Below are 25,572 nucleotides of genomic sequence, written 5' to 3'. Positions count from 1 at the left end.
TACGAGCACCAGGGATCGCCCGTCCGCGAGGCGGGACGCTGGGCCGGTGACAAGAATCCGCATCGCTGCTGCGCTCACTCTCACCGCACTCGCCGCCGTCACGCTCACGCCCGCGGTTTCGGCCGCGCCGAAGGGTCTCGCCTGGGGCCCCTGCCCGTCCGGATCGCCACCGGGGTACGACTGCGCCGAGATCGAGGTCCCGCTGTCCTATCAGGACCCGGGCGGTCCCCGGATCACCATCGCGCTCGGCCGCCTCCCCGCGACGGACCAGAAGCACAAACGCGGCACCCTGTTCACCAACCCCGGCGGCCCCGGGAACAACGGCCGCTTCAGCAGGTTCCAGACCCCGTCCCTGCACCGGCAGTTCGACATCGTCGGCTTCGACCCCCGCGGCGTCGGCGCCAGCACGCCGGTCCGCTGTTTCACCAGCGACGCCGAAACCGAGCCGCTCAAACGGATCCTGGGCAACTTCCCGATCACCGCGGAGCAGGAGACCCGGCATTTCGCCGACGCCCGCGAGGTCACCGCGTCCTGCGGCCGCAACGCCGGGCCGCTGCTCGGCCACCTGTCCACCGCGAACGTCGCCAGGGACCTCGACAGGATGCGCGAAGCCGTCGGCGAGCGCCGCCTGCGCTATTACGGGCTTTCCTACGGCACCTATGTCGGCGAGGTGTACGCCAACCTCTTCCCCCATCGCGTCGGCGCCTTGGCGCTGGACGCGGTCAACGATCCGATCGCCTGGTCCACCGGGCACCGTCCGGAGGACGCGAACGTCCCGTTCAGCATCAGGCTCGGCGGCTTCCGGGACGCGGACCGCGCGCTGCAAGCGTTCCTCGACACGTGCGCGGCCGACACCCGGTGCGCGTTCCGCGAGCCGGGGACGGACTTACGGGCCAAGTACGACGCGCTCCTCGACCGGCTGCAAGCCACGCCGGGGCCGGTCACCTATCAGGAGGTCATCCGGCGTACCCACCACGCGCTGACCGACGAGGCCAATTCGCCCGCGCTTGCGCAATTCCTTCAGTCCGTGGCGAATCCTGTCGCGGCGAAGGCCATCGCGACACCTTTCGATTCCGCGATGGGCGGCGGCGGGACGATCTGCGCCGACACCGCGAACCCGCGTGACCCGGCCGCCTGGCCCCGCGCCGCCCGCGCGGCCGACCGGGAAGGCCGCGGTTTCGGCTCCTACGACGCGTATCTCTCCCTGCCGTGCGCCTTCTGGCCCGCCTCCGACCCGGCGCGATACACGGGACCGTGGAACCGGCCGACCGCGCCGATCCTGTTGCTGGCCAACGGCAAGGGTGATCCCGAAACGCCGTACGCCGGGGCGACGCGGGCCGAACGCATCCTCGGCAACGCGCGGCTGCTGACGCTGGACGCCTGGGGGCACGGCGCGTTGAACCGCAGCGCCTGCGTCGACGCGGCTGTCGACGCCTATCTGTCTCACGGACGCCTTCCGGCGCGCGGCACCGTGTGCGCCCCGGATCACGCGCCGTTCGACGCCAGGTAGGCCCGTGCGGTGTCCGCGTCGGTGAGCCAACCGGCGTAGTCGACGGGATCGGCGAAGATGTTCGCGAACCGGCGCGCCACCTCGGGCGCCGTCTGCGCGGCTTCCAGGGTGGCCAGCACGTGATCCGGCGGCGGTCCGAGCAGATCGTTGCTCAGCCGGGTCGCGTGCTGCGCCTTTTCCCAGTATTCGGCGAAGGTGCCACGCAGGTACGCTTCGTCGAACGGACGGTCGCCGTGGTCGAGGACGCGCCGTTCGTAGACCGCGGCCGCGTGCGCCGCCATGTTCGCGCCCTGTCCGGCGATCGGGTCGTTCGTCACCGCGGCGTCGCCCATCGCCAGGACCTTCGCCCCCGACGGCAGCGTCCCGACCGGGTCGCGGACGATCGGCAGGACCCGGCCGCGCAGGACGTCCAGCGGGCCGCTGGGGATGGCGCCGGCGAGTGACTCCTCGACCCACGGGAACTGCTTGCGCAGCAACGTCATCGCGATCTCGAAGTGCTCGTCGACGCCGGTGACGCCGTCCCAGACGTCCATCGGGCCGCCGGGTACGCCGAAGAACCCGAGGCCGAAGACGGGCCCGCGCACGGACTGGATCGGCAGCCCGAACAGCTCACCGGCCTGGGAGAGTCCGAACGTCAGGCCCGGATAAACCGGAAGCGGTTCTTCCCTGCCGGAGACGAGATACAGGATCCCGATGGTCCGCTGCGGCTCACGATACGGGGAACGCGCGTCGTCACGCGGGAAGAGGACGTCGAACTGCGGGCCGCGCCCGGCCGCGACGAGCACTAGTTCGAACTCTCGGGCGTACTCCTCCAACCCGGCCGGAGTCACCTTGCCGATCCGCACCTCGCCGCCCCGGTCGGCGAAGGCGGTCAGCCAGGCGGACACCTTGACCCGCTGATCGACCGACTGCGCGGGCTGGTCGAACCGGGCCTGCCACGAGACGGCGGGCTCCGGGGAATCGCCGGCGAGCCCGAACGACGCGCCGAGGATCTCGGGCGCCCGCCCGTCCCAGAAGTTGATGCCCAGCGCGCGTTCCCTGGTCAGCGCGGGATGGAACACGCACTGGTTCGAGATGAGCCTGCCGTCCCTGATCGTTTCGGCGTCGCGGTCGGTGACCACGGTGACGGCGTATCCGTGCCGCTGCAGGCCCAAGGCCAGGACCAGTCCGGCTTGACCGGCCCCGACCACCACGATCCGGCGCATGGCTCCCCCTCAGTCGAGCAAGGCTTGGTACACCAGGTTCCTCAATTCGACGCGGATCGGGTAGGTGGAAGAGGGCAGCAACTGGGTGAAGAACAGGACCGTGACGTCCTCGTCCGGGTCGACCCAGAACGCGGTGCTCGCCGCGCCACCCCACGCGAACTCCCCTGCGCTGGCGAGGGTCTTGGCCTTCACCGGATCGTCGAGCACGGAAAAGCCCAGCCCGAAGCCGAAACCGTCGTAGGGCGCCTCGGAGAACCCGGTCCGTCCGCAGGTCTCCAGGTCCACGCCGCCGGGCAGGTGGTTGGTCGCCATGAGCCGCACCGTGCGCGGGCCGAGCAGCCGGACGCCGTCGAGTTCGCCGCCGCGTACCAGCATCTGGGCGAAACGGTGGAAGTCACCGGCCGTGGAGACCAGCCCGCCGCCGCCGGAGAAGCACGAGGGCTTCACGCGGCCGAGCGCACCGAGCTCGTCGTGACGGAACGGCTCCTTGGTGGCGGGATGGGGCACGTAGAGCGCGGCCAGCCGGTCGAGATCGCCGGCGGCGGCCTGGAATCCCGTCTCGTGCATGCCGAGTGGGGTGAAGATCCGCTCGGCGAAGAAGACGTCGAGCGACTGACCGGAAACGACCTCGACGAGCCTGCCGAGGATGTCCGTCGCGACCGAATAGTTCCATTCCGTACCCGGCTCGAACAGCAGCGGCAGCCGCGCGATCGCCTCGGACACGCCCGCCAGATCGAGCCCCGGCGCGGTGCCGAAGTCGAACCCCGCCTCGCGGTAGACCGCGTCGACCGGATGCGTGCGGTGGAACCCGTAGGTGAGCCCCGCGGTGTGGGTGAGCAGATGCCAGAGGCGGATCGGTTCGGCCGCGGGCACGGTCGCCTGCTTCAGCGACGAGCCCCCGGCGAAGACCCGCGGTTCCGCGAACTCCGGCAGCCAGCGGGAGATCGGATCCTTGAGGTCGATGAGGCCGTCTTCGACGAGCATCATCGCGGCGACCGAGGTGACCGGCTTGGTCATCGAGTAGACACGCCAGATCGTGTCGGTCTCCACCGGCAGCCCGGCCTCGATGTCGCGCAACCCGTTCGACGCGAGATGCGCGACCTTCCCGTTCCTGGCCACCACGGCCAGATACCCGGGGAGCCGCTTTCGCTCCAGATACCCGTCGAAGTGCTTGTCGATCCGGCGCAGCCGCTCCGCGTCGAAACCCACCTCGGCCGGGTCGACGTCCACCTTCAGCTCGATCATGCGCCCGAGGCTACGCGTTCCGCTCGGCCTGTTTCTCCAGTCGCCACGCCTCGTCGGTCTTCCCGATCCGCCAGTATCCGGAGATCGACAGCAGGTCGCGCCGCATACCCCGGTCGTCCAGCAGATGGCGCCGGAGGTCCCGGACGAACCCGGCCTCGCCGTGGACGAACGCCTGCACGACACCTTCGCGCCAGTCGAGCGCGCGGACGGCGGCCGCGAGGTCGTCGCCCCGGCTCCGGTGCAGCCAGGTGATCCGCGCGTCGCCCTTGGTGGTGAGCGACTGCTCTTCGGCCGCGTCCTCCACCAGGATGAACGCGTGCACGGGAACACCCGCCGGCATCGCTTCCAGTGACGCGGCGATGGCGGGCAGAGCGCTCTCGTCACCGGCGAGCAGATGCCAGTCGGCCTCCTCACCCGGCGCGTACGCCCCGCCAGGACCGGAGACGAGCAGCTCGTCGCCGGGCTTCGCGGCGGCGGCCCACGGCCCGGCGACGCCCTCGTCACCGTGGTGGACGAAGTCGAGCGCCAGCTCGCCGAGGTTCGCGTCGAAGGCCCGGACGGTGTACGAGCGCATCCGCGGCCACTGCTCGCGCGGCAGCTCTTCGCGGACACGGGCCAGGTCGAACGGTTCGGGATAGGTGACACCCGGCACCCGGAAGTGCACCTTGACGTAGGCGTCGGTGAATTCGTTGGGCCGGAACGAAGAGATCTCTTCGCCCCCGGCGACGATCCGGACCATGTGCGGGGTGATCCGCTCGGTGCGCAGCACCCGCAGCCGGATCCCCGACACCGCTCTCCGCGCCTCGGCCATGCACACTTCCTTTCCTTGGTTAGGTGAACCTAACCGAGCGTACGCCTTTCGCCGTCGGGCCGGGCGAGGTCTCCCATCATCCGATCAAAGCTCTCGCCGACACTTTCGGCGAATCCGGCGAAGAACCGGTTCGCCAGGGGTACCGCCCACCGGCTCCAGGTGGCGACGTTGTACACCCGGTGGGTCACCCGGGCACCGGCCGGATCCTCCTCGACGGTGTACTCGCCGCGATACCACCAGCCACCCTGCTGGGCGAGGAAACGACGCTCGGCGTCCAGCTCGAAACCGGGGTTGTACGGCTGGGCCCGCAGCGTCTCCGCAAGCCGGGTGAAGACTTCCGCCGCCGGCGCGGGGACCACGCCGGACACCTCGACCAGGAGCTTCACGAAGGATCGCTCACCCGGGTGTTCTGGAACGACGCGACGCGCCAGCCATCGGACTCCTCCACGAGGACGTAAGTCAGCGTCGACTCGCGGCCCGGCTCCGGCTTGCCGTTCGACAGCGACGACCCACCACCGGACACGACGATCGCGACGTCCGGCCGGACGAACCGCACCTTCACCTCGCCGCCCGCCCTGAGTTTCGATCCCTTGAGCGGCCCCTCGAACAGCGACCGGTGCGCGCTTTCGATCATCGCTCGCCCGGGCATGTTCATCCCGAAGAAGGTCACGTAGTCGGCGTCTTCGGTGAAGAGCGACGCGTACGCGGCCGCGTCGCCGTCGTTCCACGCGTCGGCGAGTCTGCCCAGCACGGCGAGGACTTCGGTCTGTCGATCGGTCATGATTCCTCCTGAACGAACACTGTTCGTTTGACGAACACCGTTCTACAGGCGAACGGTGTTCGCGTCAAGTAGAGTTCCCGGCGAACCCCGGACCAGGAGGCGAACGAAGTGAGCAGGCCCCGGCGTCGCGCCGAGAAACCCGTGCTGTCCCAGGAGCTCGTGGTGAAGACGGCACTGGACCTCCTCGCCGCCGAGGGACTGGAGGCGGTGAGCATGCGGCGCGTGGCCCAGGCGCTGGAGACCGGCCCGGCGTCGCTCTACGCCCACGTGGCGAACAAGGAAGAGCTCCACGAGCTGATGGTCGACCACGTCCTCGCCTTCGGCCCGTTCCCGGAGCCGGATCCGGAACGCTGGGTCGAGCAGGCGAAAGAGCTGCTGCGCGACAACGTGCGCGCGCTGACGTCGGTCCCGGGGATCGCCAAGATCGCGTGGGCCATTCCCGTGCCGGTCGGCGCGAACGCCTTGCAACAGGCCGAAGCGATGCTCGCGGTGCTGCGCGCGGGCGGCCTCGACCTCAAGCGTGCCCTGTTCGCCGCGGACGCGTTATGGCTCTACGCCAAGGCTTTCGCGTACGAAGGCGCGGGCTGGCAGCACGGCGACATCGATCTGGCCGAACAGGAGGAACGCGGCAAGCGGATGGTCGAGTACATGACGTCGTTCCCGCCCGGCGCCTTCCCGAACCTGCTGGCCTCGGGTGAGTACTTCACCGCGGAGACCGCGCAGGAACGCTTCGAGTTCGCCATCGATCTCTTCTTGCGCGGGTTGGCCTCCGCCGCCTCGTGATCCGACTTGGCGACGTGTCGCGAAAGCCACTTTCGCAACGTTGAAGGTTGCGAAAGTGGCTTTCGCAACCTCTCGGGACGCATGGCCGGGGCGAGCGCGTCGTCCGTCCAGACACACGTGGCGTCCGGCCGAGCTCAGAGCAGCGCCACCGCGGCCGCGTACTGCGGCACCAGCTGAGCCCCCAGCGAAGTCTTTATCTCCGACATCTTCTTCCCGAACACCACCCGCGGCCGCCCGCCTTCCACCGCCCACCGCACCGTTTCACCGTAGAAGTGGAAGTACAGATTGGGCCGCCCGCCGAGTTCTGGCGGCAGCGCCGCCCAGTGCCGGGCGATCGGCAAAGCCGGGTGGTCGAGCAGGGTCGCGACGGCGAGCGCCCGGCCCGTGGTCGTCTCGCGGTACTCGATGACGTGCACATCCGGTTGCCGCAGCAGCGCGCCCAGGTAGCCCACGAACGCCGGAAGCGGCACGATCGGCACGTCGTGGTGCTTGGTCTCGTTGTACCGCAACAGTTCCGCGATTTCGACCGGATCGGCCTCGGCACCAGGACGCACGCGAACGTCGACCGACGGGTCGGCGTCGAAGGTCCGGAAGATCTTGCGCAGGTTCTGCTTGCGTTTCCTGGCCAGCGAGTGCATCCAGTCGTCCCGGCTCGAGAACGGCGTGACGTCGAGGACGGCGACGTCCTCGGTCCGGCGCACCATCTTCAATCGGCCGCGGACACTGTCCACTCCGGACTCGCCGACCTGCCGCACCAGCAGTGCGCGCAGGCCGAAACCGAGTTCCGCGCGCATGGCCGGGACGAACGAGTCCAGCAGCATGCCGACGCCGCCGTCCTCGGCCGCGTCGTCGAACCACCAGCCCGGCATCGCCCCCGAACCGGGCGAGCGGACGTCGAGCCCGCCGAACCGGCCTCGTCCCACCGGGCGGGCGAACCGGTGCCGCCGGGTAAGTCCGGTGACCCAGGCGGAGCTGACCACGCCCCGCGGTTCACCGGCTTCGAGCAGGACCGTGACCGGTTGCTCGGTGCGCGCCGCCCACGCCTGGGTGGTGAGCACCTCCCAGCTCCAGTCCGCACGCAGACCCGCCTTGGCCCGCAACGCTTTCCAGTACGCGGGCTCCGGATCGCGGCGGGGATCCAGGACTTCGATCACCATCGCGTCACCGGTCTCGGCACGATGACCCCGAGCAGCGGGACCGGCTGGAAGCCGAGCGTCGCCTTCAGATCGGTCAGTCCTCGCCCCATCGACAGCGACTTTCGGTTGCCTTCGATCATGTAGCGCACATTCCGGACGACGGCCTCGAAGTAGAGGTGCTTCGGCCGCCCCTCTTCCGGGGCCAGCGCCGCCCAATGCTGGTGCAGCGGCACGACGGGATGGTCGAGCACGTTGGTGAACGCGAGCAGCCTGCCCTCGCCGTCGTGGTAGGTCGAGGTGATCACATCCGGTCTGCGCACGAGTTCGCCGAGGTATTCGGCGGTGACCGGACCGCGCCAGTCGAATTTCACCGGTCCCATCCGTTCCCGGTGCTCCCGCAGCATGGTGGCCAGCTCCAGCGCGTCGAGGTCGGTGCGCCCGGCCTCGGTGCGGACGATCACTCCCGGGTCGGCCGCGATCTTCTTCGACTGGCTGCGCAGGCTCAGCCGCCTGCTCCGGCGCAGGGACGCCAGCCACCCGTCGACGTCGACGAACCGGTTCTCCAGCACCGACGTCGGCATCGTGTCGCGCACGGGCCTGCCCCGTCCGGTCAGCATGTCGAGCGACTCGGGTTCGACGGTCCGGTAGAGGACGCCCAGGCACCCCGGCCCGGTGAAGCGGCACACGGCACGCTCGAACCGGCGCATGATCTCCCGCCGGTCTGCGGCGTCGACACCGTCGGCGAACAGCCACGGCGGGTATCCGGAAAGCCACGCGTGCTGCACCTCGACCCAGCGCGGTCCGAGCCGCGCGACGCCGCGCACGGCACCGGGGCGGTCCGGCGAGACCGGGGCGCACAGCATCGCCAGTACCGCGGCGACGATCTCGCCTCCGTCGGTGATCACGGTGAGCACGTTCGGGCTGCGGGAAAAACGCGACTCCACCCGCAGCAACCCGTAGTCCCACGGCACCGGCGCCTGCTGTGCGGCGAGGAATCCCGCCCAGCCCTCGGGTTCGGGGTCGGTCCGCGGGTCGAGCACCCGCACTTCCCAGCTCATCGGCCCAGCACCGGTCTCGGCACGGCGACCGACACCAGGGGCCTGGTGCCGAAGCCGAGCGCGGTCTTGTTCTCCAGCATCGCCCGGCCGGCGGTCAATTCGGGGCGTCGATGCGTGATCATGTGCTCCACCGCCCTGGCGTAGAAGTCGACATAGAGCCCTTTCCGTCCGCCGCCCGCGCTCGGCAGCGCGGCCCACTGATGCAGCGCACAGCCGTCGTCGGCGTCGAACACCGTGCCGAATCCCAGCAGCCGCCCGGATCCGTCGCGGTAGGTACGGGTGACGACGTCCGGACGACGCACGAGCGCGTCCAGATAGGACGGTGCGATCGGGCTCCGGGTGTCCATGTGCAGCCCGCCGAACCGCGACCGCTGTCCTCCGGCCCAGGCGCGGTCGTCCTGCCGGGACCGGTGGGCGTTCAGCAGCACGGCGAGTTCGTGGCAGTCCAGGTCCCGGCGCGCCGTCGCCGCCTCGGTGCGCAGGTCCCCATCTTCACGCAGGTCGTACAGCGTCTTCCGGATCTCGTCGTCGAGCGACCGTTCCCATTCGTCCACAGTGGAGTACTCGTTGGTCAGGACGGCGGCCGGGTCGATCTCGCGGGACATCCGGCCGCGGCCGTCCAGCGCCGGGAGGAGTTCCGGGTTCATGGCGCGATAGATCAAGCCCAGCAGCCCCGGGCCGAGGTGGGCGCACAGTGCCCGCTCGAACCGGCGCACCACTTCCCGCCGCTCGGTGTCGTCCAGCCGTTCGTCGAGCACCCCGGCGGGATACCCGCTGAGCTGCCAGAGGTAGGCCTCCGCCCAGCGCGGGCGGAACCTGCCACCCAGTACGGACAGCGGCGCGAAGTCGCCCGCCCGCCAGCTCCGGCACACCATCACGGTGAACGCGCCGACGATCGTCCCGTTCCGGCGGAGCACCGCGAGCACCGCGGGGTTCTTCGCCATCCAGGCTTCCCGGCGCAGGACGTCGTACTCCCACACCGGCCACAACCGCGCCCGCCGCAGGAAACCACTCCAGCCTTCGGGTTCGGCCGCGCTTCTCGGATCGAGCACCTCGACGTCGAACGTGGTGCTCCGTGCCGCCATCTTCGTTCCCGTCACGTGTGCACGACCGGTGTCCCGTGTCGCGGGCAAGGCGCGATCTCACCACGGACACCACCCGCCGGGAGCACGTCCACGAACCGCGGGGAATCCTGACGCAGCAGCGTGAAGGCGAGACCGCCCGTCGTCGGGCGCGCGTAGACGCGAGGCCAGTCCAGGTGCCACCGGCCGCATGCCTTGATCGCGCCCAGGTAGCCCAGGGCCGGATCGTGGAGCACCCCGTACGGTCCGGAGTCCATTGTGTCCAGTTCTCGTCGCGGTACGGATTCGACCCGGTACGCACGGTCCTCGGGCAGTGCCGCCGCGAACACGGCGAGCTGCTTGTCGTCACCGATCGCGAGCACGCGGCGACCACGGCGGAGCTCGGCCGACAGTTCCGCCAGGACACTCGGCGCCGGTACGTCGGGATCCACCACGCAGCAACGAACTCCCCGCGGCAGGTCCACCGGCGCCCGCACCTCGTCCCCACCGAGCACGACGACCAGTGCGTCCCCCGTCACCGAACGTGCCTTACGCAGCACGGGCCCCAGGCCTCGGCTCGGGTCGATCCGTTGTGTGCCACCGGCGAGCGGCACCAGGTCGACGATCTTGTGCACGGCCTCGGCCAGCGGCGCCGCGCCGCCGTCCGTTCCGGTGCGACCGGGCACCAGCACGGGATCCGTTCTGCCGTCGAGTGCCCAGCGCTCCCGGTAGAACGGCACCGTCGCGAAGGCCGACCGCACGGACCGCCGGTAGGCGGCACGCCAGGCGGCACTCACCCCCACTGTCCACATGGCGCGCAAGCTTGCGTCATCGATGCCGGTTTGGGAATACCCCGCGCCAGGTTCATCCGGTTTTCGCCCGACTTCCCATCTTTTCGACTGAGCTGAAAGGACGAACTTTCGGTATGTGCTGGCGGGAACAAAGCAAGTCTGCCTATAACACGGGAACTTTCGAACCGGCACGACCTGCCGGCACCTGGGGCAAGGGGACTCATGAACCGTGAAATCACGACGAGTGACGCCACGAACACGATAGCGCACACACCGCGGGGATTCGCCAGATGAGCTGGTCGATACCCGGACCCACGCGGAGTGGACTCACCGTGGTCGTCCCGTGCTTCAACGAAGTCGACAACGTCGAGCCCTCCTACCGGGAGATCGTCGCCGAGTTGGGAAATCTCCCACTCGAACTGCTCTATGTGGACGATGGGAGCACCGACGGGACACTGGACGTCATCCGGGCGCTCGCGCACACCGACCCCCGGGTGCGGTACGTGTCCTTCACCAGGAACTTCGGCTTCGAGGCGGCCTTTTCCGCCGGTTATCGGTACGCGGGAAAACCGTGGCTACTGCACATCGACGCCGACCAGCAGTTCCCGGCCTCCGAAGCGGGGAAATTGATCAACGCGGCCGAAGAGGGCCACGACGCCGTTTTCGGTGTCCGCACCAATAGGCAAGATCCCTTACCAAGACAGTGGGGAACCGCCGCCTTCCATTTCCTCGGCCGTCGTGTGCTGCGCATCGAGATCCCGCCCGGTGCGACGGCGTTCCGCCTGGTGCGCACGGAACTCGCGCGCAAGATCGTCGATCTCCGGCTGGGTACCCCGTACTTCCTCGCCACCGTGCCGAGGCTGACCAGCCGCTACACCACGGTCCAGGTGGCTCACCGGGCCCGTGAACGCGGCGAGTCCAAGGTGGGCTTCGGTTTCCTTTCCTCGCACGCCATCGAGCTGTTCGTCGGCTTCACCCGGCGGCTGACGACGGTGGCTTCGAGCACGGCGATGCTGACCGCCGGGATCTCGGTACTCGCCGGGATCGCCGCCGCCACCGGGCTGCTCGGCTTGACCGCCGCTTCGGCGCTGACGTTCGTCCTGTTCTCCGTGCTGCTCGCGGTGCTCGCGCTGACCGTCCGCTACCTGGTCGTGGTCGGCGCGGGACAGCCGCGGCCACGGCAGTTCTACATCAGGGAGGCCAACTTCCCGGTCGACGAGGACGACCGGCTCTACGCCTCGGCCATGGCCGAGATCCATCCTGGGGAAAGGCAAGCGGGAGTGAAGAAAACCGAAGACACGGCGGCCGCGCGGAGCCTGGTGATCCTGGGCGGTGCCGACGGTTCGGTCAGCACGTACCACCGGGCGCGGGAACTCGGTTTCCGCACGATCTGCGTGGACGTCCGCGCGAGCGCGCCCGCCGTGGCGCTGGCCGACGAGTTCGTCCAGGTCAGCGTCCGCGCGCCGGAGCAGATCGCGGCGGCACTCGAGGGACGGGACGACATCGCCGGGGTGCTCTGTCCCGCCAGCGACGTCGGGCTGCCCGCGCTCGCCTGGCTCACCCGGCACTGGGGTCTGCCGGACCCGCTGCCCGAGGCCGCCGTCGCCGCTTCGGTCGACAAGTCGGTCTTCCGGGAACTCTGTGACCGGCTGCGCCTGCCGACCTACCGCAGTGTCGGCGGGAAGCCGGGACCGGATCTCGCGCTCGCCGCGCAGCAGCTGCGGTTTCCCACGCTGGTGAAACCGGTCGACTCCTCCGGGAGCCGCGGTGTCGTCTCGTGCGCCAGCCCCGGCGGCCTGACCACCGCTTTCGCCGACTCTCTCGCGTTCTCACCGTCGGGCAAGCTCGTCGTGGAGGAACACCTCGACGGCTCGCACTACACGATCGAAGCGCTCGTGGTCGACGGCCGGATCGTGTTCCACGCGGTCACCCGCCGGACGCTGACCCCGCCGCCGTTCTTCGTAACGGCGTCCCATCTGCTGCCCGCCGGGCTGCCGCCGGTGGTGGACCGCGCGCTGCCGGTGATGCTGGCCGCGTTGTGCGCCGAACTCGGCTACCGCACCGGGCCGCTCACGCTCGACGCGGTATTGGGCCGTGACGGGAAGTTCTACCTGATCGAGATGGGCGCCCGGATGGGCGGGAACGGCCTCGCCGAGGCGATCGAACACAGCACCGGCGTCGACCTGATCGCCGCGGGGATCGCCGCCGCGACCGGCGACGAGGTCGTGCTCTCGCCGCGCGACCCGCGACCGACGCTCATCCACATCCTCGCCTCCGACCGCGGGGGCCGGATCGTGCGCATCGAAGGCGCAGACGAGGTCCGCGCGATGCCCGCGGTGCACAACCTGGAACTGTTCGCGGAACAGGACTCCTACGTCAAACCGTACGAGCAGGCCGGCTACAAGATGGGCTATGCGGTGCTTTCGGCGCCGACCGTGCCCGAGGTGCTCGCGGCGGAGGACGAGTTGCGCGGCACGCTGAAGTTCCTGCTCGACGAGCAGGGGATGGCGGTACCGCTCCCTTGACCGGAACCTCGCTCACCGGTGACGGCACCGCGTCGATCGCGGCGCCGAAGCCGTCGATGGTGCTCCGGCTCCTCGCCGGGCGCGGTGTCTTCCGGCTGGCCATCCAGGCGATGGGCCTGGTGCTGATCACCGCGTGGGGCGCGCACGACTACGGCCGGTTCGCCACCGCGCTCGGGCTGATGACCTGGCTCCACTTCGTGCCGTCCGCGGCGGAGAAGTCGGCGTTGAAATGCCTGCCAAGGCTGCGGATGACGCGGGACGCGGTCGCGGCGCTGGCCGTTCGCGTCGCCGTCGTCCCGGTACTGGTGGTCCTGGCGGCGATGGCGGTCGCGCTGATCGTCGCGCCGGACTCGGACGCCGCGCTGTACCTGACGTCCGCGGGCTGGTCGATCTCCGGCGGCCTGCTGATGACGGTCTCCGGCCTGCACCGCTTCACCGGCAGGTCCACTTTGGACGCTCTGGCGTTCACCGCGGGCGCCCTGGTGGTCGGCGCCGTGACGGTGGGCACCTGGTTCGTCCGCTGGCCGCCGTTGACGCACCTCGGTCTGCTGCTCGGCGGGATCCTGCTCATCCTCGGCTTCTCCGCGGCACTGCTGCCGAGGAAGTGGCTGCGCGTCCAGAGGATCGCGGGACATCGGCTCCTGCCCGCGTTCGGCCGGACCACCGTGCTGCTCGGGATGACCGAGGTGCTGGACGTCCTCGCGACGTCGACGGTGTTCGGGGTGCTGGCGCTGGCGGGCCGGACCGTCGACAGTGGACCGTTCTACGTCGCCCTGCTGGCGAGCAGCGCGTTCTGCTCGCTGCTGTTCTACCAGCTCCGGGTGCACCAGCCGTCGATTTCCGCGCGACTACGAGGAAGCGGTGCGGCGGCGGGGAGGGCCCGCGCGGTCGAACTGCTGAAGCTGGTCGAGCGGGGCTCGCTCGCCTTTCTCCTCCTCGTGGGCATCGCCCTCGTGGTCCCGGCGGCCCGCGCGGTGCTGACCGCTGAAGACGCCGTCGGCGCGTACGTGGTCCTCGGTGTCTTCGTCCTGGTCGAGACGGTGTTGTTCGCCATCCAGCTCTACGCGGGCTTCCTGATCGAGAACACCAACAGCAAGGTCCTCACGCTCACCGCGTCGGCGTCGATCGCCGGTCTGGTCACCACCCCACTGGCCGCCGTCGCGCTCGTCCCGGCGATGGGGCCGGTCGGCGGGTTCGCCGCACTCGTCTTCGCGATCGGCGCGCGGGCGATCGTCCTCCGGCGGCTGCTGCGCCGCCACCACCCCGAACTCTGAACGTCGCACTGGAGAAGGAAATGTACGTACTGGGAATCAGCAGGGTCCACGACTCGGCGGCCGCGCTCGTGCGCGACGGTGAGATCATCGCGTTCGCCGAAGAAGAACGCTTCACCCGGAAGAAGCACGACGGGGACTTCCCCGCGGAGGCGATCAAGTTCTGCCTGGAGCGCGGCGGGATCACCCTCGCCGACGTCGACCATGTCGCCTATTACTGGCAGCGCTGGCGCGAAGGCATCCACGCGGCGAAGGTGTTCGCGAAGTACTTCCCCGCGACGCTGGAGGTATTCCGCAACCAGAACGGCGATGAGGGCGGCTCCTCGGCGGGAATGGTGGAGACGTTCAAGACCGGCGGCGGCAAAGGCGTCGACGACTACCACGTCGGCGGCGCGGTGCTCGCGCACATCAAGCGGTCCTTCACCCTCGAACGCGACGTGAAGGAGGCCGTGGGCTGGACCGGCCCGACGAAGTTCAAGACGCATCTGGTCGACCACCACAAGGCGCACGCCGCCAGCGGGTACTTCATCTCGCCGTGGGAAGAGTCGGCGGTGCTCACCTTCGACGGGATCGGCAGCGACGGCACCGCGACCTATCTGGGCCACGGCAAGGGAAACCGGATCATCGACATCCGGCGGATCAAGTTCCCGCACTCGCTGGGCGCGATGTACGCCGGCGTCACCGGCTATCTGGGCTTCTACCCCACCCGTGACGAAGGCAAGATCATGGGCCTGGCGCCGCTGGGCAACGACACCTACGTCGACGCGTTCAAGCAGCTGATCCACCTCGACGACGACGGCGGTTACGAGCTCGACCTGAGCTTCTTCGGCCACCACCGCACCGGCAAGCACGTGATGTCGAAGAAGTTCACCGACCTGTTCGGCCCGGCACGGCCCAAGACCAGGGTCACCGCGGAGAACCCGGTGCCGCAGCACTACTGCGACGTCGCCTACGCGTTGCAGGTCACCCTGGAGGAAGCCGGGCTGCACATCGCGCGCTGGCTGCAGCGGGAAACCGGATCGCGGCGGCTGTGCGTCGCCGGCGGTGTCGCGCTGAACAGCGTGATGAACGGGCGGATCCTGCTGGAGACCCCGTTCGAGGACTTCTTCGCCCAGCCCGCCGCCGCCGACGACGGCTGCGCGCTCGGCTCGGCGCTGGAGGTGTCGGTCGGCAAGTACGGCAAGCCGCGTCCCCGCGACGGCTACACCTACACCGGCCCCGACTACACCGAGGCGGAGATGGAACTGGCGCTGCAGGACGCCGGGGTCCGCTACACCAAGGTCGACGACATCGCCGCGCACACCGCGAAGAAGATCTCCGAAGGCAAGATCATCGGCTGGGTGCAGGGCCGGATGGAATGCGGGCCGCGTGCGCTCGGCAACCGCTCCCTGGTGGCCGACCCGCGCGACCCCGACTCGAAGACGCGGATGAACGAGAAGGTCAAGCACCGCGAGGCCTTCCGGCCGTTCGCGCCGTCGTGCCTGGCGGAACGCGCGGGCGACTGGTTCGTCAGCGACTACCCGTCGCCGGTCATGCTGCTGGTGTTCGACGTCCTGCCGGACAAACGCGACGAGGTCCCGGCCATCACGCACGTCGACGGCACCGCCCGAGTGCAGACGGTGACCGAATCCGACAACCCGCTGTACTACCGGATGATCAGCGAGTTCGAGAAGCTCACCGGCGTGCCGATGGTGGTCAACACCTCGTTCAACGACAACAACGAACCGATCGTCGCCAGCCCGGCCGACGCGGTGGCCTGCTACCTGAAGACCGACGTCGACGCCCTCGCCCTCGGGCCGTTCTGGGCAGAGAAGGACGACCTGTGACCGCGACACTGCCCGAGACCGACGGCTGGGTTCCCGCGCTCTACCGGCGGCGGAAATGGTTGTGGCTGGTGCCCGCCGTCCCGGCCGTGGTGACCACGCTGCTGATCATGGTGATCCTGCCGCCGGACCAGACGCTGGACAACGTCGTCGACTGGGCGTTCAAGCTGTGCCCGTTCGTGTTCGCGGTCGCCACGGTGGCGCTCTTCCCGCGAAGCAAATGGGGTCCGGCGCTGATCGTGCTCGCGGTGTTCGTCTACATGTCCTATTTGGACACCGAGCTGATCATGCGGATCCAGGCGTTCGCCAGGAACGCCGCCACCGACGAGAACGCCTTCCAGCCGGTGTACCAGTTCGAACTGTTCATCGTGACGTTCATCGTCCTGTTCGGGCTGATGGCGTACCGGCTGGGCGGTGGCCGGACGGCGAACGTGCTCAAGACCGGGGTCGCGGCGATCCTCGTGGTGATCTCGGGCGCGAACGACCTGACGTTCTGGGCGCTCAACGACGTCTGGGCGGCCGGGACGAAGCCGACCGAGCTGAAGTGGGCTTCGCACATGATCGTGTTCCTCGGCGGGCCGCCGAGCGTTCCGGTCGCGGTGATGTTCATGCTGGTGCATCTGGTGCTGGCGGCGGTCGTGGTCGCGCTGCCGGTGGGCCGGTGGGTCGACCGGGCACTGGGTCTCGCTTCGACCTCGCGCGAGGCATAGGTCAGTCGTGGCTTGGCCCGTCGGCCCCGTTATGCCGGCGCATGTCGCGAAAGCCACTTTCAGGACGTTGGATGTCTCGAAAGTGGCTTTCGCGACGCCTTCGTCACCCGGGCCGCCATGTCGGTCAAGGAAGTTGCGAAAGCCACTTTCACAACCTTCAACGTTGCGAAAGTGGCTTTCGCAACACCTCCGTTCACGTGAGCCGCCGCACCAGGCCGTCGGCCAGCAACCGCCCCCGATCGGTCAGCACCGCCCGGCCCTGACCGTCCAAAGCGGACTGATCCAGCAGTCCTTCGGCGGCGGCGGCGCGGGCTTCGGCCCGGCCGTCGTCGTCGAGGGCGTCGAGCGGAAGCCCTTCGGACAGCCGGAGTTCCAGCATCACGCGTTCCAGATGCCGGTCTTCGTCGGTCAGCAGTTCACGGCCCGCGGCCGGTGACTCTCCGGCGGCGAGGGACGCGGCGTAGCGAGCCGGGTGCTTCACGTTCCACCAGCGCACGCCGCCGACGTGGCTGTGCGCACCGGGACCGGCGCCCCACCAGTCGCCGCCGCGCCAGTAGCCGATGTTGTGCCGGCAGCGGGCTTCCTCCGAGGTCGCCCAGTTGGACACCTCGTACCAGCGCAGCCCCGCCGAGGCGAGGACGCGGTCGATCATCTCGTAGTCGGCGGCCAGCACGTCGTCGTCCGGCGCGGGCAGCTCGCCGCGGCGGATGCGGCGGGCGAGGGCGGTGCCCTCTTCGACGATCAGCGCGTACGCCGAGACGTGGTCGACACCCGCGGCGAGCACCGCGTCCAGCGAAGCCTGGAGGTCTTCGGTCCGCTCCCCCGGCGTGCCGTAGATGACGTCGAGGTTGACGTGTTCGAACCCCGCGGCGCGGGCTTCTTCGGCGGCCGCGACCGGACGGCCCGGGGTGTGCACGCGGTCGAGGATCTTCAGCACGTGCTGCGCGGCCGACTGCATCCCGAGCGAGATCCGGTTGAATCCGGCGTCGCGGATACCCGCGAAGAACTCGGGCGAGGTGGACTCCGGGTTGGACTCGGTCGTCACCTCGGCGTCCGGCGCGAGACCGAAGGTGTCACGAACTGCGTCGAGAACGCTTCGGAGCCCGTCCGCGCCGAGCAAGGACGGGGTGCCGCCGCCGACGAAGACGGTGTCGACCGCGGGCGGCTTCCCCAGCACGCGCGCGGCGAGGTCGAACTCGCGCTTGAGGCCTTCGAGCCAGGACTGCGGCGACGAACCGCTGTCCAGTTCGCCGGCGGTGTAGGTGTTGAAGTCGCAGTAGCCGCAGCGGGTCGCGCAGAAGGGGACGTGCACGTAGACACCGAACGGTCGCGTGCCGAGCCCTTCCAGCGCGCTCTCGGGGAGCGCGGACTCGACGGGCGTGGTGGTTTCGGGCAGCAACGCGGGCACACCCCAGTGTCCCCCACGCCGTGAAGGCCTCCTTCCCCGGGGAAAGAGGCCTTCACGGAACGCGTCATCGGTCGGCGATGCGCACCTTGACCGACGTGGAGCGGGTGCCGTCCTCGAACCGCACCCAGACGAGCGTCTCCATGCTCAGCGAGTAGTCGTTGACCACGTGGTCGACCGACCAGTCGCCGTAGCGGTCCGTGACGGCGTGGCGGCTCATGGCGACCTCGACCAGCACCGTATGGGCCACATGCCCCCGGACGCCCGGCGAACAGCCGACCGCCTCGAACCGGTACGAGTCGCCCTTGTGCAGCACAGCCCCCTCGTCAGGCGAGATCAGCCTGCACCCCTGCTGCGCCCCGGAAGCGGTACCCGGGATCAGCAGGGACGCCAGCACCATCGCGGCGACCACCCATCGGCGCATGCGCAACTCCTCCGTCCTTTGTGGATCGGAGATCGAAGCTAGCGCCGTCGGCGGCCCCGCGCGGCCTCACTCACCCGAAGCGGTACTAGGCCAACCCGTTCGCGGCCAGCCATTCCGGCGACGGCGGGATCACCTCGATGATGTCGATCAGGAAGCCGTTCAGGTCCTCGATGTAGAAGTGCCGCTGGCCGAACTCCTCGTCCACGAGTTCGGTGACGATCTTGACCCCCTCCTCGCGCAGCCGCTCGTACTCGGCCGCCGCGTCGTCGACCATGAAGCCGACCATGGAACCGGCCGCTTCCTGCGCCCGCCACGGCTCCGGCGTGGCCTTGTGACCACGCTTGGCGAAGCTCATCTCATAGCCGGGGACGCCGACGTTGAGGCTGGAGAACCAGTCGAGCTCGATCGTCACCGTCAGCTGCATGTGCCGCTTCCACCAGGCGGTGGTCTCGGCGATGTCGTCGACGAGCACACAGGCACCGAAACCGCTGAGTTGCATCTGGTGTTTCCTCCCAGTCCTTAACCACTTGATGCGTAGTACTATAGGCATAGTGGTTTGACCGAGGCAAGGAGAATGTTCCGATGCGACAGAACCCGGAGCGCCGGACCGCGCTGACCGACGCCGCCATCACCGTCCTCGCCCGCGAGGGCGCCCGCGGGCTCACCTACCGCGCCGTGGACGTCGAAGCGGACGTCCCGCCGGGAACGACGTCGAACTACTTCCGCAACCGGGACCAGCTGCTCGGCGAGGTGGGCGTCCGCGTGCAGGAACGGCTGTCGGCCCCGGCCGAGGTGATGGCGAACCCGCAGGCGGAATCGCCGTCCCACGACCGGGTCGGCGTCCTGCTCGGCGAGCTCATGGGGCGCCTGACCGCCCACCGCGAGCCCTACCTCGCCCTGCTCGAACTCCGGCTCGAAGCGACCCGCCGCCCGGACCTCTCGGCCGCGCTGACCAAGACCATCCGCGAGGGCATCGACATGAGCGTCGACTGGCACATCGCGGCGGGGATGCCGGGCGGGCGCGCCGAAGTACTGCTGATGTACCTCGCGCTGACCGGGCTCACCGTCGAACGGCTGACCCTGCCGGAGGTGCTCGCGGACGTCACCGACGAAGAGGTCATCCGGATCATCGTGGACCGCGTCCTGCCGTCGTGAAGAGCGCGCGTTCTGCGTCACAATGGCCGGCGGCGAACCCGGACTTGACCTTCCATCCAGGCCCTTGACCAGCAAAAACAGCCGAATCCGGACGGTGTTCCCAGTATTCGGACCGGCCTGGACCACATAGTGGGCGCGTGGCACGCTGAATCAATGACCCGCGCCGGAATCACCCTCGTGGCACGCCGCCACGTGGACCTCCGTCGTGTGGCGAGCGCGCTCTGTGCGACGAACCGCTGACTCCCCGCCACCACCACGATCTGCCGGAGGACTCCCATGTCGTCGCCCACGCGCGAGACCCCTGCCCGCACGCCCCGGGTGAAACAGAAACGGGGCGAGGGACAGTGGGCGCTGGGGTATCGCGAACCCCTGAACCCCAACGAGCGGTCCAAAAAGGACGACAACCCGCTCAACGTCCGCGCGCGGATCGAGAACATCTACGCCCGCGGCGGCTTCGACTCGATCGACCCTGGCGATCTCCGCGGCCGGTTCCGCTGGTTCGGTCTCTACACCCAGCGCAAGCCGGGGATCGACGGCGGCCGCACCGCGACGCTGGAACCCGAAGAGCTCGACGACCGCTACTTCATGCTGCGGGTGCGGATCGACGGCGGCGCGCTGACCACCGGCCAGCTGGCCGTGCTCGCCGAGATCTCGCAGACCCACGCGCGCGACACCGCCGACATCACCGACCGTCAGAACATCCAGTACCACTGGATCCAGATCGAGGACGTCCCGACGATCTGGGCCAAGCTCGAAAAGGCCGGGATGACCACGCTGGAGGCGTGCGGCGACAGCCCGCGCGTCATCCTCGGCTCCCCCGTCGCGGGTATCGCCGCCGACGAGATCATCGACGGCACCCCCGCGATCGACGAGATCAAACGCCGCTACATCGGCGACCCGCGCTACTCGAACCTGCCGCGCAAGTTCAAGACCGCGGTCTCCGGGCAGCAGGACGTCGCGCACGAGATCAACGACGTCGCCTTCGTCGGTGTGAACCACCCCGAACACGGCCCCGGCTTCGACGTCTGGGTCGGCGGCGGCCTGTCCACCAACCCGATGATCGGGCAGCGGCTGGGCGCCTGGGTCTCCCTCGACGAGGTCCCCGACGTGTGGGAAGGCGTGATCAGCGTCTTCCGCGACTACGGCTACCGGCGGCTCCGCGCCCGCGCCCGGATCAAGTTCCTGGTCAAGGACTGGGGCGCCGCGAAGTTCCGCCAGGTGCTGGAAGACGAGTACCTCAAGCGCAAGCTGACCGACGGCCCGGCGCCCGAGGTGCCCGCCGGCCAGATCGACCATGTCGGCGTGCACCCGCAGATCGACGGGAAGTTCTACGTCGGTGCCGCGCCGGTCGCGGGCCGGGTCTCCGGGTCCACCCTGCTGGCGGTCGCCAAGGCCGCCGAGCGGGCCGGGTCGAACCGCGTCCGCCTGACTCCGCACCAGAAGCTCGTGGTCCTCGACGTCCCCGAGGCCGAGGTGAACGGGCTGAAGAGCGAGCTGTCCGAACTCGGCTTGGAGACCGAGCCTTCGCCGTGGCGCCGCGGGATCATGGCCTGCACCGGCCTGGAGTTCTGCAAACTCGCCATCGTCGAGACCAAGGCCCGCGCGATCGAACTGGTCACCGAACTGGAAAAGCGTCTCGCCGACATCCAGGCCGAGATCGAGAACCCGGTGACCGTGCACCTCAACGGCTGCCCCAACTCCTGCGCCCGCGTCCAGACCGCCGACATCGGACTCAAGGGCCAGATCGTCACCGACGAGGACGGCAAGCAGGTCGAAGGCTTCCAGGTGCACCTCGGCGGCGGGCTCGGCCTGGACGCCGGATTCGGCCGGAAACTGCGCGGGCACAAGGTGACCGCGTCCGAGCTGACCGCGTACGTCGAGCGGGTCGTGCGGGCGTACATCGCCGGCCGCGAACCCGGCGAGCGGTTCGCCCAGTGGGTCCTGCGGGCCGACGAGGGCGTCTTGCAATGACGGAGCGCGCGACCCCGTACTACTGCCCTTTCTGTGGCGATGAAGACCTGCGGCCGGAAGAGGGCGGCTCGTGGCTGTGCTCGGGCTGCCGCAGGGTCTTCACCGTGAAGTTCCTCGGACTGTCCTTTCCGGAGGTGTCGCAAGGATGACCGCCACTGCCGACTACAAGACCCTCGCCGAACGGGCCTCGAAGGAGCTCGCGGAGGCGACCGCGACCGAAGCCCTGCGCTGGACCGCGGAGACTTTCGGCGACGACTTCATCGTCGCGTCGAACATGCAGGACGCCGTCCTCATCGATCTGGCCACCCAGGTCAAACCCGACGTCGACGTGTTGTTCCTGCAGACCGGCTACCACTTCCCCGAGACCATCGGCACCCGTGACGCCGTGCAGGCGGTGTACCCCGGGGTGCGGATCGTCAACGCCGAGGCCGAACAGAGCGTCGCCGAACAAGACGCCGAGTACGGCCCGAAGCTGCACGAACGCGACCCGAACCAGTGCTGTCACCTGCGCAAGGTCGTGCCGCTGCGGAACACGCTCGCGAAGTACTCGGCGTGGGTGACCGGCGTCCGCCGCGTCGACGCGCCGACCCGCGCGAACACCCCGATCGTCACCTGGGACGACCGCAACGGGCTGGTGAAGATCAACCCGATCGCACCGTGGTCCGACGACGAGTTCAGGGACTACATCGACGAGCACGGGATCCTCGAGAACCCGTTGGTGTCCATCGGTTATCTGTCGATCGGCTGCGCGCCGTGCACGGCAAAGGTCGCTCCGGGCCAGGACCCGCGCAGCGGCCGGTGGGCCGGGCAGGGCAAGACCGAGTGCGGTTTGCACGGGTGAGAAGGGACGACATGACCACGCTCGAACCAGTCGCCGCCGCGGCACAGGACAACCTGGCGGCCTTGGAATCCGAGGCCATCCACATCTTCCGCGAGGTGGCGGGCGAGTTCGACCGGCCGGTGATCCTGTTCTCCGGTGGCAAGGACTCGACGCTCCTGCTGCACCTGGCGATCAAGGCGTTCTGGCCCGCTCCGGTGCCGTTCCCGTTGCTGCACGTGGACACCGGGCACAACTTCGACGAGGTCATCGACTTCCGCGACCGCGTCGTCGAGCAGCACGGGCTGCGGCTGGTCGTGGCGAAGGTCCAGGACTGGATCGACGACGGCAGGCTCGAAGAGCGCGCCGACGGCATGCGCAACCCGCTGCAGACCACGCCGCTGCTCGACACGATCGCCGAAAACAAGTTCGACGCGGTCTTCGGCGGCGGACGCCGCGACGAGGAGCGCGCTCGCGCCAAGGAGCGGATCTTCAGTCTGCGCAACGCTTTCGGCCAGTGGGAACCGCGACGGCAGCGTCCCGAGCTGTGGAACCTCTACAACGGCAGGCACCGCCCCGGCGAGCAGGTCCGCGTCTTCCCGCTGTCCAACTGGACCGAGGCCGACGTCTGGAACTACATCGCGCGGGAGAAGGTCGAGCTGCCGTCGATCTACTACGCGCACCGGCGCGAGGTCTACCAGCGCGACGGCATGTGGCTGGCCGAAGGCCCGTGGGGCGGGCCGAGGCCGGACGAGGTCGTCAAGGAACTGACCGTGCGCTACCGGACCGTCGGCGACGGTTCGTGCACGGGCGCCATCGAATCGACCGCCGCCACGGTGGACGAGGTCATCGCCGAGGTCTCGGCCTCCCGGCTCACCGAACGCGGCGCCACCCGCGCCGACGACCGGATGTCGGAGGCGGCGATGGAAGACCGCAAGCGGGAAGGGTACTTCTGATGTCCAGCCTCCTCAGGCTCGCGACCGCGGGCAGTGTGGACGACGGGAAGTCGACCCTGGTCGGGCGGCTCCTGTACGACACCAAATCCGTCCTCGCCGACCAGCTGGACGCGGTCACCCGCGCCAGTGTCGACAAAGGACTGTCCACTCCGGACCTCTCCCTGCTCGTGGACGGCCTGCGCTCGGAACGCGAGCAGGGCATCACGATCGACGTGGCGTACCGGTACTTCGCGACTCCGAAGCGGAGTTTCGTGCTCGCGGACACACCGGGCCACGTGCAGTACACGCGGAACACGGTGACCGGGGCGTCCACCGCGCAGCTGGCCGTCCTGCTGGTCGACGCGCGCAAGGGCGTCATCGAGCAGACCCGTCGTCACGCCGCGGTGCTCGCGCTGCTCGGCGTTCCGAACCTGGTGCTGGCGGTGAACAAGATCGACCTCGTCGGCTACGACGAAGCGACGTTCACCGTGATCGCCGAGGAGTTCGCCGAGCACGCCGCTTCGCTGGGCTACGAGCGGGGTTCCGTGCTCGCGGTGCCAGTTTCGGCGCTGGTGGGCGACAACGTGGCGGAGAAGTCGGACAAGACTCCCTGGTATTCCGGCCCGACGCTGCTGGAGCACCTGGAAACGGTGCCCGTGGCGCCGGATCCGCACGATTCGGCGTTCCGGTTCCCGGTGCAGTACGTGATCCGGCCGCGCACGGCCGACCACCCCGACTACCGCGGCTACGCGGGGCAGATCGCGGCTGGTACCGTCCGGCCGGGCGATGAGATCGTCGTGCTGCCGCAAGGGATCCGCAGCCGGGTGGAAGCCATCGACACCGCCGACGGGCCGCTCGCCGAAGCCGGCGCCGGCACTTCGGTGACACTGTTGCTCACCGACGACGTCGACATCTCGCGGGGCGACCTGATCGCCGCCGCGGACCGGCAGCCGACGGTGACCGACGAGATCACCGCGACCCTGTGCTGGCTCTCGGCCAAGGCGCTCAAACCGGGCGCGCGGGTGCTGGTGAAGCACGGGACGCGGACGGTGCAGGCTCTCGTCGGCGAACTCCACGCGCGGTTCGACGAGCAGACGTTGTCCAGTGTGGACGATCCGGGCACGTTGGAGCTCAACGACATCGGCCGGGTCACGCTCCGGCTGGCCGAGGAGATCGGCGTCGACGACTACGGCGTCAGCCCGCGGACGGGCGCTTTCCTGGTCATCGACCCGAAGGACGGCGATACACTGGCGGCCGGACTCGTCGGCGAAAGGTTCGCATGACCCCACCGCTCCTCGCCGTCGCCCACGGCAGCCGCGATCCGCGGTCCGCCGCGACCATCCGCGCCCTGCTCGGCGTCACCCGTGGGCTGGCGCCGGAACTCGACATCCGTGAGTCCTTTTTGGATCTCTCGGAGCCGTTGCTCACCGCCGCCCTGCGCGGCCTCTACGCCGAGGGACATCGCGAGGTCGTCGTGGTGCCCCTGCTGCTGGGTGTGGCCTACCACGCCCGGGTCGACCTGCCCGCGCTCGTCGCCGAGGCGACCGCGGACTGCCCGGGCCTCGACGTGCGGGTTTCCGGGGTGCTGGGCATCGACCCGCTCATCGAGACGGTCGCGCTGGACCGGCTCGCCGAGGCGGGAGTGGACCTGGACGACCCCGGCCTGGGTGTCCTGCTGGCCGGTGTCGGTTCGTCGAACGTCGCGGCGAACGACGCGGTCGCCGGGATCACCACCCGCTGGCAACTGCGTCGCGGATTGCTCGCGACGCCCGCCTTCGCCAGCGCCGCGCAGCCGGACGTGCCCGCCGCCATCGCGCGGTTGCGGCTCAACGGCGCGCAGCGGCTCGCGGTGGCGGGCTGGTTCCTCGCGCCGGGGCTCCTGCCGGACCGGATCGCGCGCCTGGCCCGCGAAGCCGACCCGTCGGTGATCGTCGCCGGGCCGCTGGGCCCGGATCCGCGGATCGCCGGGCTCGTCCTGGACCGCTACGACGTCGCCGCCGCCCGGCTCGCCGCCTGATCACTCAACGGCCCAGTAGAATTTCGTGTCCCGTTCGGGCGCTTGATACCGATTTTCGGTGGGTTCCGTTCCCATTTCCGTGACGCCCCGCGTATGGGAACGGAGATTTCTTGACGAGTTACTTAACTTGCCGGTAAC

General features: G+C 69.3%; 26 protein-coding genes. 14 read left to right on the top strand and 12 right to left on the bottom strand.

Annotation, left to right across the window (positions count from 1 at the left end; translation table 11 throughout):
* The first annotated feature begins 46 nt into the window (after positions 1 to 46).
* Entirely contained in the window at positions 47 to 1,510 is a 1,464-nt protein-coding gene (locus tag ACZ1DY_RS11965; RefSeq protein ID WP_465484360.1) for an alpha/beta hydrolase, read from the top strand.
* Here the strand turns inward: ACZ1DY_RS11965 and ACZ1DY_RS11960 are convergent.
* The 5 genes from ACZ1DY_RS11960 to ACZ1DY_RS11940 are packed head-to-tail and all read right to left on the bottom strand — an operon-like array spanning position 1,486 to position 5,552.
* A complete protein-coding gene (locus tag ACZ1DY_RS11960; RefSeq protein ID WP_465484359.1) occupies positions 1,486 to 2,715 on the bottom strand; it encodes a styrene monooxygenase/indole monooxygenase family protein in 1,230 nt (409 codons plus the stop codon). The two genes, ACZ1DY_RS11965 and ACZ1DY_RS11960, sit on opposite strands and share 25 nt — an antisense overlap.
* Before the next feature lie 9 nt (positions 2,716 to 2,724).
* Positions 2,725 to 3,960 (bottom strand): serine hydrolase domain-containing protein, encoded by a 1,236-nt coding sequence (locus tag ACZ1DY_RS11955; protein WP_257488265.1) that lies wholly within the window; start codon positions 3,958 to 3,960, stop codon positions 2,725 to 2,727.
* A 10-nt stretch (positions 3,961 to 3,970) separates the two neighbouring features.
* A complete protein-coding gene (locus ACZ1DY_RS11950) occupies positions 3,971 to 4,771 on the bottom strand; it encodes a siderophore-interacting protein (RefSeq protein ID WP_465484358.1) in 801 nt (266 codons plus the stop codon).
* Between the two features lie 29 nt (positions 4,772 to 4,800).
* A complete protein-coding gene (locus ACZ1DY_RS11945) occupies positions 4,801 to 5,157 on the bottom strand; it encodes a hypothetical protein (RefSeq protein ID WP_257488267.1) in 357 nt (118 codons plus the stop codon).
* On the bottom strand, positions 5,154 to 5,552 hold the full coding sequence (locus ACZ1DY_RS11940) for an SgcJ/EcaC family oxidoreductase (RefSeq protein ID WP_465484357.1): 399 nt from the start codon (positions 5,550 to 5,552) through the stop codon (positions 5,154 to 5,156). Before ACZ1DY_RS11940 ends, ACZ1DY_RS11945 begins: the two co-directional genes overlap by 4 nt.
* Before the next feature lie 108 nt (positions 5,553 to 5,660).
* Between ACZ1DY_RS11940 and ACZ1DY_RS11935 the strand changes: the two genes are divergently transcribed.
* Positions 5,661 to 6,335 (top strand): TetR/AcrR family transcriptional regulator, encoded by a 675-nt coding sequence (locus ACZ1DY_RS11935; RefSeq protein ID WP_257488269.1) that lies wholly within the window; start codon positions 5,661 to 5,663, stop codon positions 6,333 to 6,335.
* A 134-nt stretch (positions 6,336 to 6,469) separates the two neighbouring features.
* Here ACZ1DY_RS11935 and ACZ1DY_RS11930 read toward each other — a convergent pair whose 3' ends face one another.
* From ACZ1DY_RS11930 to ACZ1DY_RS11915, 4 genes are read right to left on the bottom strand one after another with little or no spacing between them, the layout of a single operon-like run.
* Positions 6,470 to 7,492 (bottom strand): GNAT family N-acetyltransferase, encoded by a 1,023-nt coding sequence (locus ACZ1DY_RS11930; protein WP_465484356.1) that lies wholly within the window; start codon positions 7,490 to 7,492, stop codon positions 6,470 to 6,472.
* On the bottom strand, positions 7,486 to 8,529 hold the full coding sequence (locus ACZ1DY_RS11925) for a GNAT family N-acetyltransferase (protein WP_192745805.1): 1,044 nt from the start codon (positions 8,527 to 8,529) through the stop codon (positions 7,486 to 7,488). The genes ACZ1DY_RS11930 and ACZ1DY_RS11925 overlap by 7 nt, the downstream gene beginning before the upstream one ends.
* Entirely contained in the window at positions 8,526 to 9,614 is a 1,089-nt protein-coding gene (locus tag ACZ1DY_RS11920; protein WP_465484355.1) for a hypothetical protein, read from the bottom strand. The genes ACZ1DY_RS11925 and ACZ1DY_RS11920 overlap by 4 nt, the downstream gene beginning before the upstream one ends.
* 11 nt (positions 9,615 to 9,625) lie before the next feature.
* The gene (locus ACZ1DY_RS11915) at positions 9,626 to 10,351 is read right to left on the bottom strand and encodes a hypothetical protein (protein WP_465485643.1); all 726 of its coding nucleotides are present in this window, start codon (positions 10,349 to 10,351) and stop codon (positions 9,626 to 9,628) included.
* Positions 10,352 to 10,671: 320 nt separating this feature from the next.
* Between ACZ1DY_RS11915 and ACZ1DY_RS11910 the strand changes: the two genes are divergently transcribed.
* From ACZ1DY_RS11910 to ACZ1DY_RS11895, 4 genes are read left to right on the top strand one after another with little or no spacing between them, the layout of a single operon-like run.
* Positions 10,672 to 12,906 carry a glycosyltransferase gene (locus ACZ1DY_RS11910; RefSeq protein WP_465484354.1) on the top strand — a complete coding sequence of 745 codons (2,235 nt, stop codon included), beginning with the start codon at positions 10,672 to 10,674 and terminating at the stop codon, positions 12,904 to 12,906.
* Positions 12,903 to 14,180: a hypothetical protein gene (locus tag ACZ1DY_RS11905; RefSeq protein WP_465484353.1), complete on the top strand. Its 1,278-nt coding sequence runs from the start codon at positions 12,903 to 12,905 to the stop codon at positions 14,178 to 14,180. Before ACZ1DY_RS11910 ends, ACZ1DY_RS11905 begins: the two co-directional genes overlap by 4 nt.
* Before the next feature lie 20 nt (positions 14,181 to 14,200).
* The gene (locus ACZ1DY_RS11900) at positions 14,201 to 16,003 is read left to right on the top strand and encodes a carbamoyltransferase family protein (protein ID WP_465431147.1); all 1,803 of its coding nucleotides are present in this window, start codon (positions 14,201 to 14,203) and stop codon (positions 16,001 to 16,003) included.
* Positions 16,000 to 16,710: a hypothetical protein gene (locus ACZ1DY_RS11895; protein ID WP_126729532.1), complete on the top strand. Its 711-nt coding sequence runs from the start codon at positions 16,000 to 16,002 to the stop codon at positions 16,708 to 16,710. Before ACZ1DY_RS11900 ends, ACZ1DY_RS11895 begins: the two co-directional genes overlap by 4 nt.
* Positions 16,711 to 16,903: 193 nt before the next feature.
* Here the strand turns inward: ACZ1DY_RS11895 and hemW are convergent, their stop codons facing one another.
* The 3 genes from hemW to ACZ1DY_RS11880 form a co-directional block, all read right to left on the bottom strand.
* Positions 16,904 to 18,118, bottom strand: coding sequence for a radical SAM family heme chaperone HemW (hemW, locus tag ACZ1DY_RS11890; protein WP_257488276.1), 1,215 nt, complete (start codon positions 18,116 to 18,118; stop codon positions 16,904 to 16,906).
* A 64-nt stretch (positions 18,119 to 18,182) separates the two neighbouring features.
* Complete coding sequence (locus ACZ1DY_RS11885; RefSeq protein ID WP_465484352.1) at positions 18,183 to 18,539, bottom strand: hypothetical protein; 357 nt, start codon at positions 18,537 to 18,539, stop codon at positions 18,183 to 18,185.
* Positions 18,540 to 18,624: 85 nt separating this feature from the next.
* A complete protein-coding gene (locus ACZ1DY_RS11880; protein ID WP_126729537.1) occupies positions 18,625 to 19,038 on the bottom strand; it encodes a VOC family protein in 414 nt (137 codons plus the stop codon).
* Positions 19,039 to 19,121: 83 nt separating this feature from the next.
* Here ACZ1DY_RS11880 and ACZ1DY_RS11875 point away from each other — a divergent pair, with 83 nt between their 5' ends.
* The 8 genes from ACZ1DY_RS11875 (at position 19,122) to ACZ1DY_RS11840 (ending at position 25,434) form a co-directional block, all read left to right on the top strand.
* Positions 19,122 to 19,694 (top strand): TetR/AcrR family transcriptional regulator, encoded by a 573-nt coding sequence (locus ACZ1DY_RS11875; protein WP_257488278.1) that lies wholly within the window; start codon positions 19,122 to 19,124, stop codon positions 19,692 to 19,694.
* Positions 19,695 to 19,847: 153 nt separating this feature from the next.
* Positions 19,848 to 19,934: a putative leader peptide gene (locus ACZ1DY_RS11870; RefSeq protein WP_360907593.1), complete on the top strand. Its 87-nt coding sequence runs from the start codon at positions 19,848 to 19,850 to the stop codon at positions 19,932 to 19,934.
* Positions 19,935 to 19,970: 36 nt separating this feature from the next.
* On the top strand, positions 19,971 to 21,665 hold the full coding sequence (locus ACZ1DY_RS11865; RefSeq protein ID WP_465484351.1) for a nitrite/sulfite reductase: 1,695 nt from the start codon (positions 19,971 to 19,973) through the stop codon (positions 21,663 to 21,665).
* Positions 21,662 to 21,814 carry an eL43 family ribosomal protein gene (locus ACZ1DY_RS11860; RefSeq protein ID WP_034316341.1) on the top strand — a complete coding sequence of 51 codons (153 nt, stop codon included), beginning with the start codon at positions 21,662 to 21,664 and terminating at the stop codon, positions 21,812 to 21,814. The genes ACZ1DY_RS11865 and ACZ1DY_RS11860 overlap by 4 nt, the downstream gene beginning before the upstream one ends.
* The gene (locus ACZ1DY_RS11855; protein ID WP_192745816.1) at positions 21,811 to 22,506 is read left to right on the top strand and encodes a phosphoadenylyl-sulfate reductase; all 696 of its coding nucleotides are present in this window, start codon (positions 21,811 to 21,813) and stop codon (positions 22,504 to 22,506) included. Before ACZ1DY_RS11860 ends, ACZ1DY_RS11855 begins: the two co-directional genes overlap by 4 nt.
* Positions 22,507 to 22,517: 11 nt before the next feature.
* A complete protein-coding gene (gene cysD, locus ACZ1DY_RS11850) occupies positions 22,518 to 23,438 on the top strand; it encodes a sulfate adenylyltransferase subunit CysD (protein WP_034316337.1) in 921 nt (306 codons plus the stop codon).
* Complete coding sequence (locus ACZ1DY_RS11845; protein ID WP_126729544.1) at positions 23,438 to 24,700, top strand: sulfate adenylyltransferase subunit 1; 1,263 nt, start codon at positions 23,438 to 23,440, stop codon at positions 24,698 to 24,700. The genes cysD and ACZ1DY_RS11845 overlap by 1 nt, the downstream gene beginning before the upstream one ends.
* A complete protein-coding gene (locus ACZ1DY_RS11840; protein ID WP_465484350.1) occupies positions 24,697 to 25,434 on the top strand; it encodes a sirohydrochlorin chelatase in 738 nt (245 codons plus the stop codon). The genes ACZ1DY_RS11845 and ACZ1DY_RS11840 overlap by 4 nt, the downstream gene beginning before the upstream one ends.
* Positions 25,435 to 25,572 lie beyond the last annotated feature (138 nt).

Source organism: Amycolatopsis sp. PSD-21, assembly GCF_055561455.1.
Note: the sequence above shows the minus strand (reverse complement) of the source record. Positions and strands in the feature narration are given on the sequence as shown.

Coding starts and splice junctions, on each gene's coding strand:
- ACZ1DY_RS11960 (WP_465484359.1), bottom strand. CDS start 2,715: ATGCGCCGGATCGTGGTGGTCGGGGCCGGTCAAGCCGGACTGGTCCTG.
- ACZ1DY_RS11955 (WP_257488265.1), bottom strand. CDS start 3,960: ATGATCGAGCTGAAGGTGGACGTCGACCCGGCCGAGGTGGGTTTCGAC.
- ACZ1DY_RS11950 (WP_465484358.1), bottom strand. CDS start 4,771: ATGGCCGAGGCGCGGAGAGCGGTGTCGGGGATCCGGCTGCGGGTGCTG.
- ACZ1DY_RS11940 (WP_465484357.1), bottom strand. CDS start 5,552: ATGACCGATCGACAGACCGAAGTCCTCGCCGTGCTGGGCAGACTCGCC.
- ACZ1DY_RS11930 (WP_465484356.1), bottom strand. CDS start 7,492: ATGGTGATCGAAGTCCTGGATCCCCGCCGCGATCCGGAGCCCGCGTAC.
- ACZ1DY_RS11925 (WP_192745805.1), bottom strand. CDS start 8,529: ATGAGCTGGGAAGTGCGGGTGCTCGACCCGCGGACCGACCCCGAACCC.
- ACZ1DY_RS11920 (WP_465484355.1), bottom strand. CDS start 9,614: ATGGCGGCACGGAGCACCACGTTCGACGTCGAGGTGCTCGATCCGAGA.
- ACZ1DY_RS11910 (WP_465484354.1), top strand. CDS start 10,672: ATGAGCTGGTCGATACCCGGACCCACGCGGAGTGGACTCACCGTGGTC.
- ACZ1DY_RS11900 (WP_465431147.1), top strand. CDS start 14,201: ATGTACGTACTGGGAATCAGCAGGGTCCACGACTCGGCGGCCGCGCTC.
- ACZ1DY_RS11885 (WP_465484352.1), bottom strand. CDS start 18,539: ATGCGCCGATGGGTGGTCGCCGCGATGGTGCTGGCGTCCCTGCTGATC.
- ACZ1DY_RS11880 (WP_126729537.1), bottom strand. CDS start 19,038: ATGCAACTCAGCGGTTTCGGTGCCTGTGTGCTCGTCGACGACATCGCC.
- ACZ1DY_RS11875 (WP_257488278.1), top strand. CDS start 19,122: ATGCGACAGAACCCGGAGCGCCGGACCGCGCTGACCGACGCCGCCATC.
- ACZ1DY_RS11870 (WP_360907593.1), top strand. CDS start 19,848: ATGACCCGCGCCGGAATCACCCTCGTGGCACGCCGCCACGTGGACCTC.
- ACZ1DY_RS11865 (WP_465484351.1), top strand. CDS start 19,971: ATGTCGTCGCCCACGCGCGAGACCCCTGCCCGCACGCCCCGGGTGAAA.
- ACZ1DY_RS11860 (WP_034316341.1), top strand. CDS start 21,662: ATGACGGAGCGCGCGACCCCGTACTACTGCCCTTTCTGTGGCGATGAA.
- ACZ1DY_RS11855 (WP_192745816.1), top strand. CDS start 21,811: ATGACCGCCACTGCCGACTACAAGACCCTCGCCGAACGGGCCTCGAAG.
- cysD (WP_034316337.1), top strand. CDS start 22,518: ATGACCACGCTCGAACCAGTCGCCGCCGCGGCACAGGACAACCTGGCG.
- ACZ1DY_RS11845 (WP_126729544.1), top strand. CDS start 23,438: ATGTCCAGCCTCCTCAGGCTCGCGACCGCGGGCAGTGTGGACGACGGG.
- ACZ1DY_RS11840 (WP_465484350.1), top strand. CDS start 24,697: ATGACCCCACCGCTCCTCGCCGTCGCCCACGGCAGCCGCGATCCGCGG.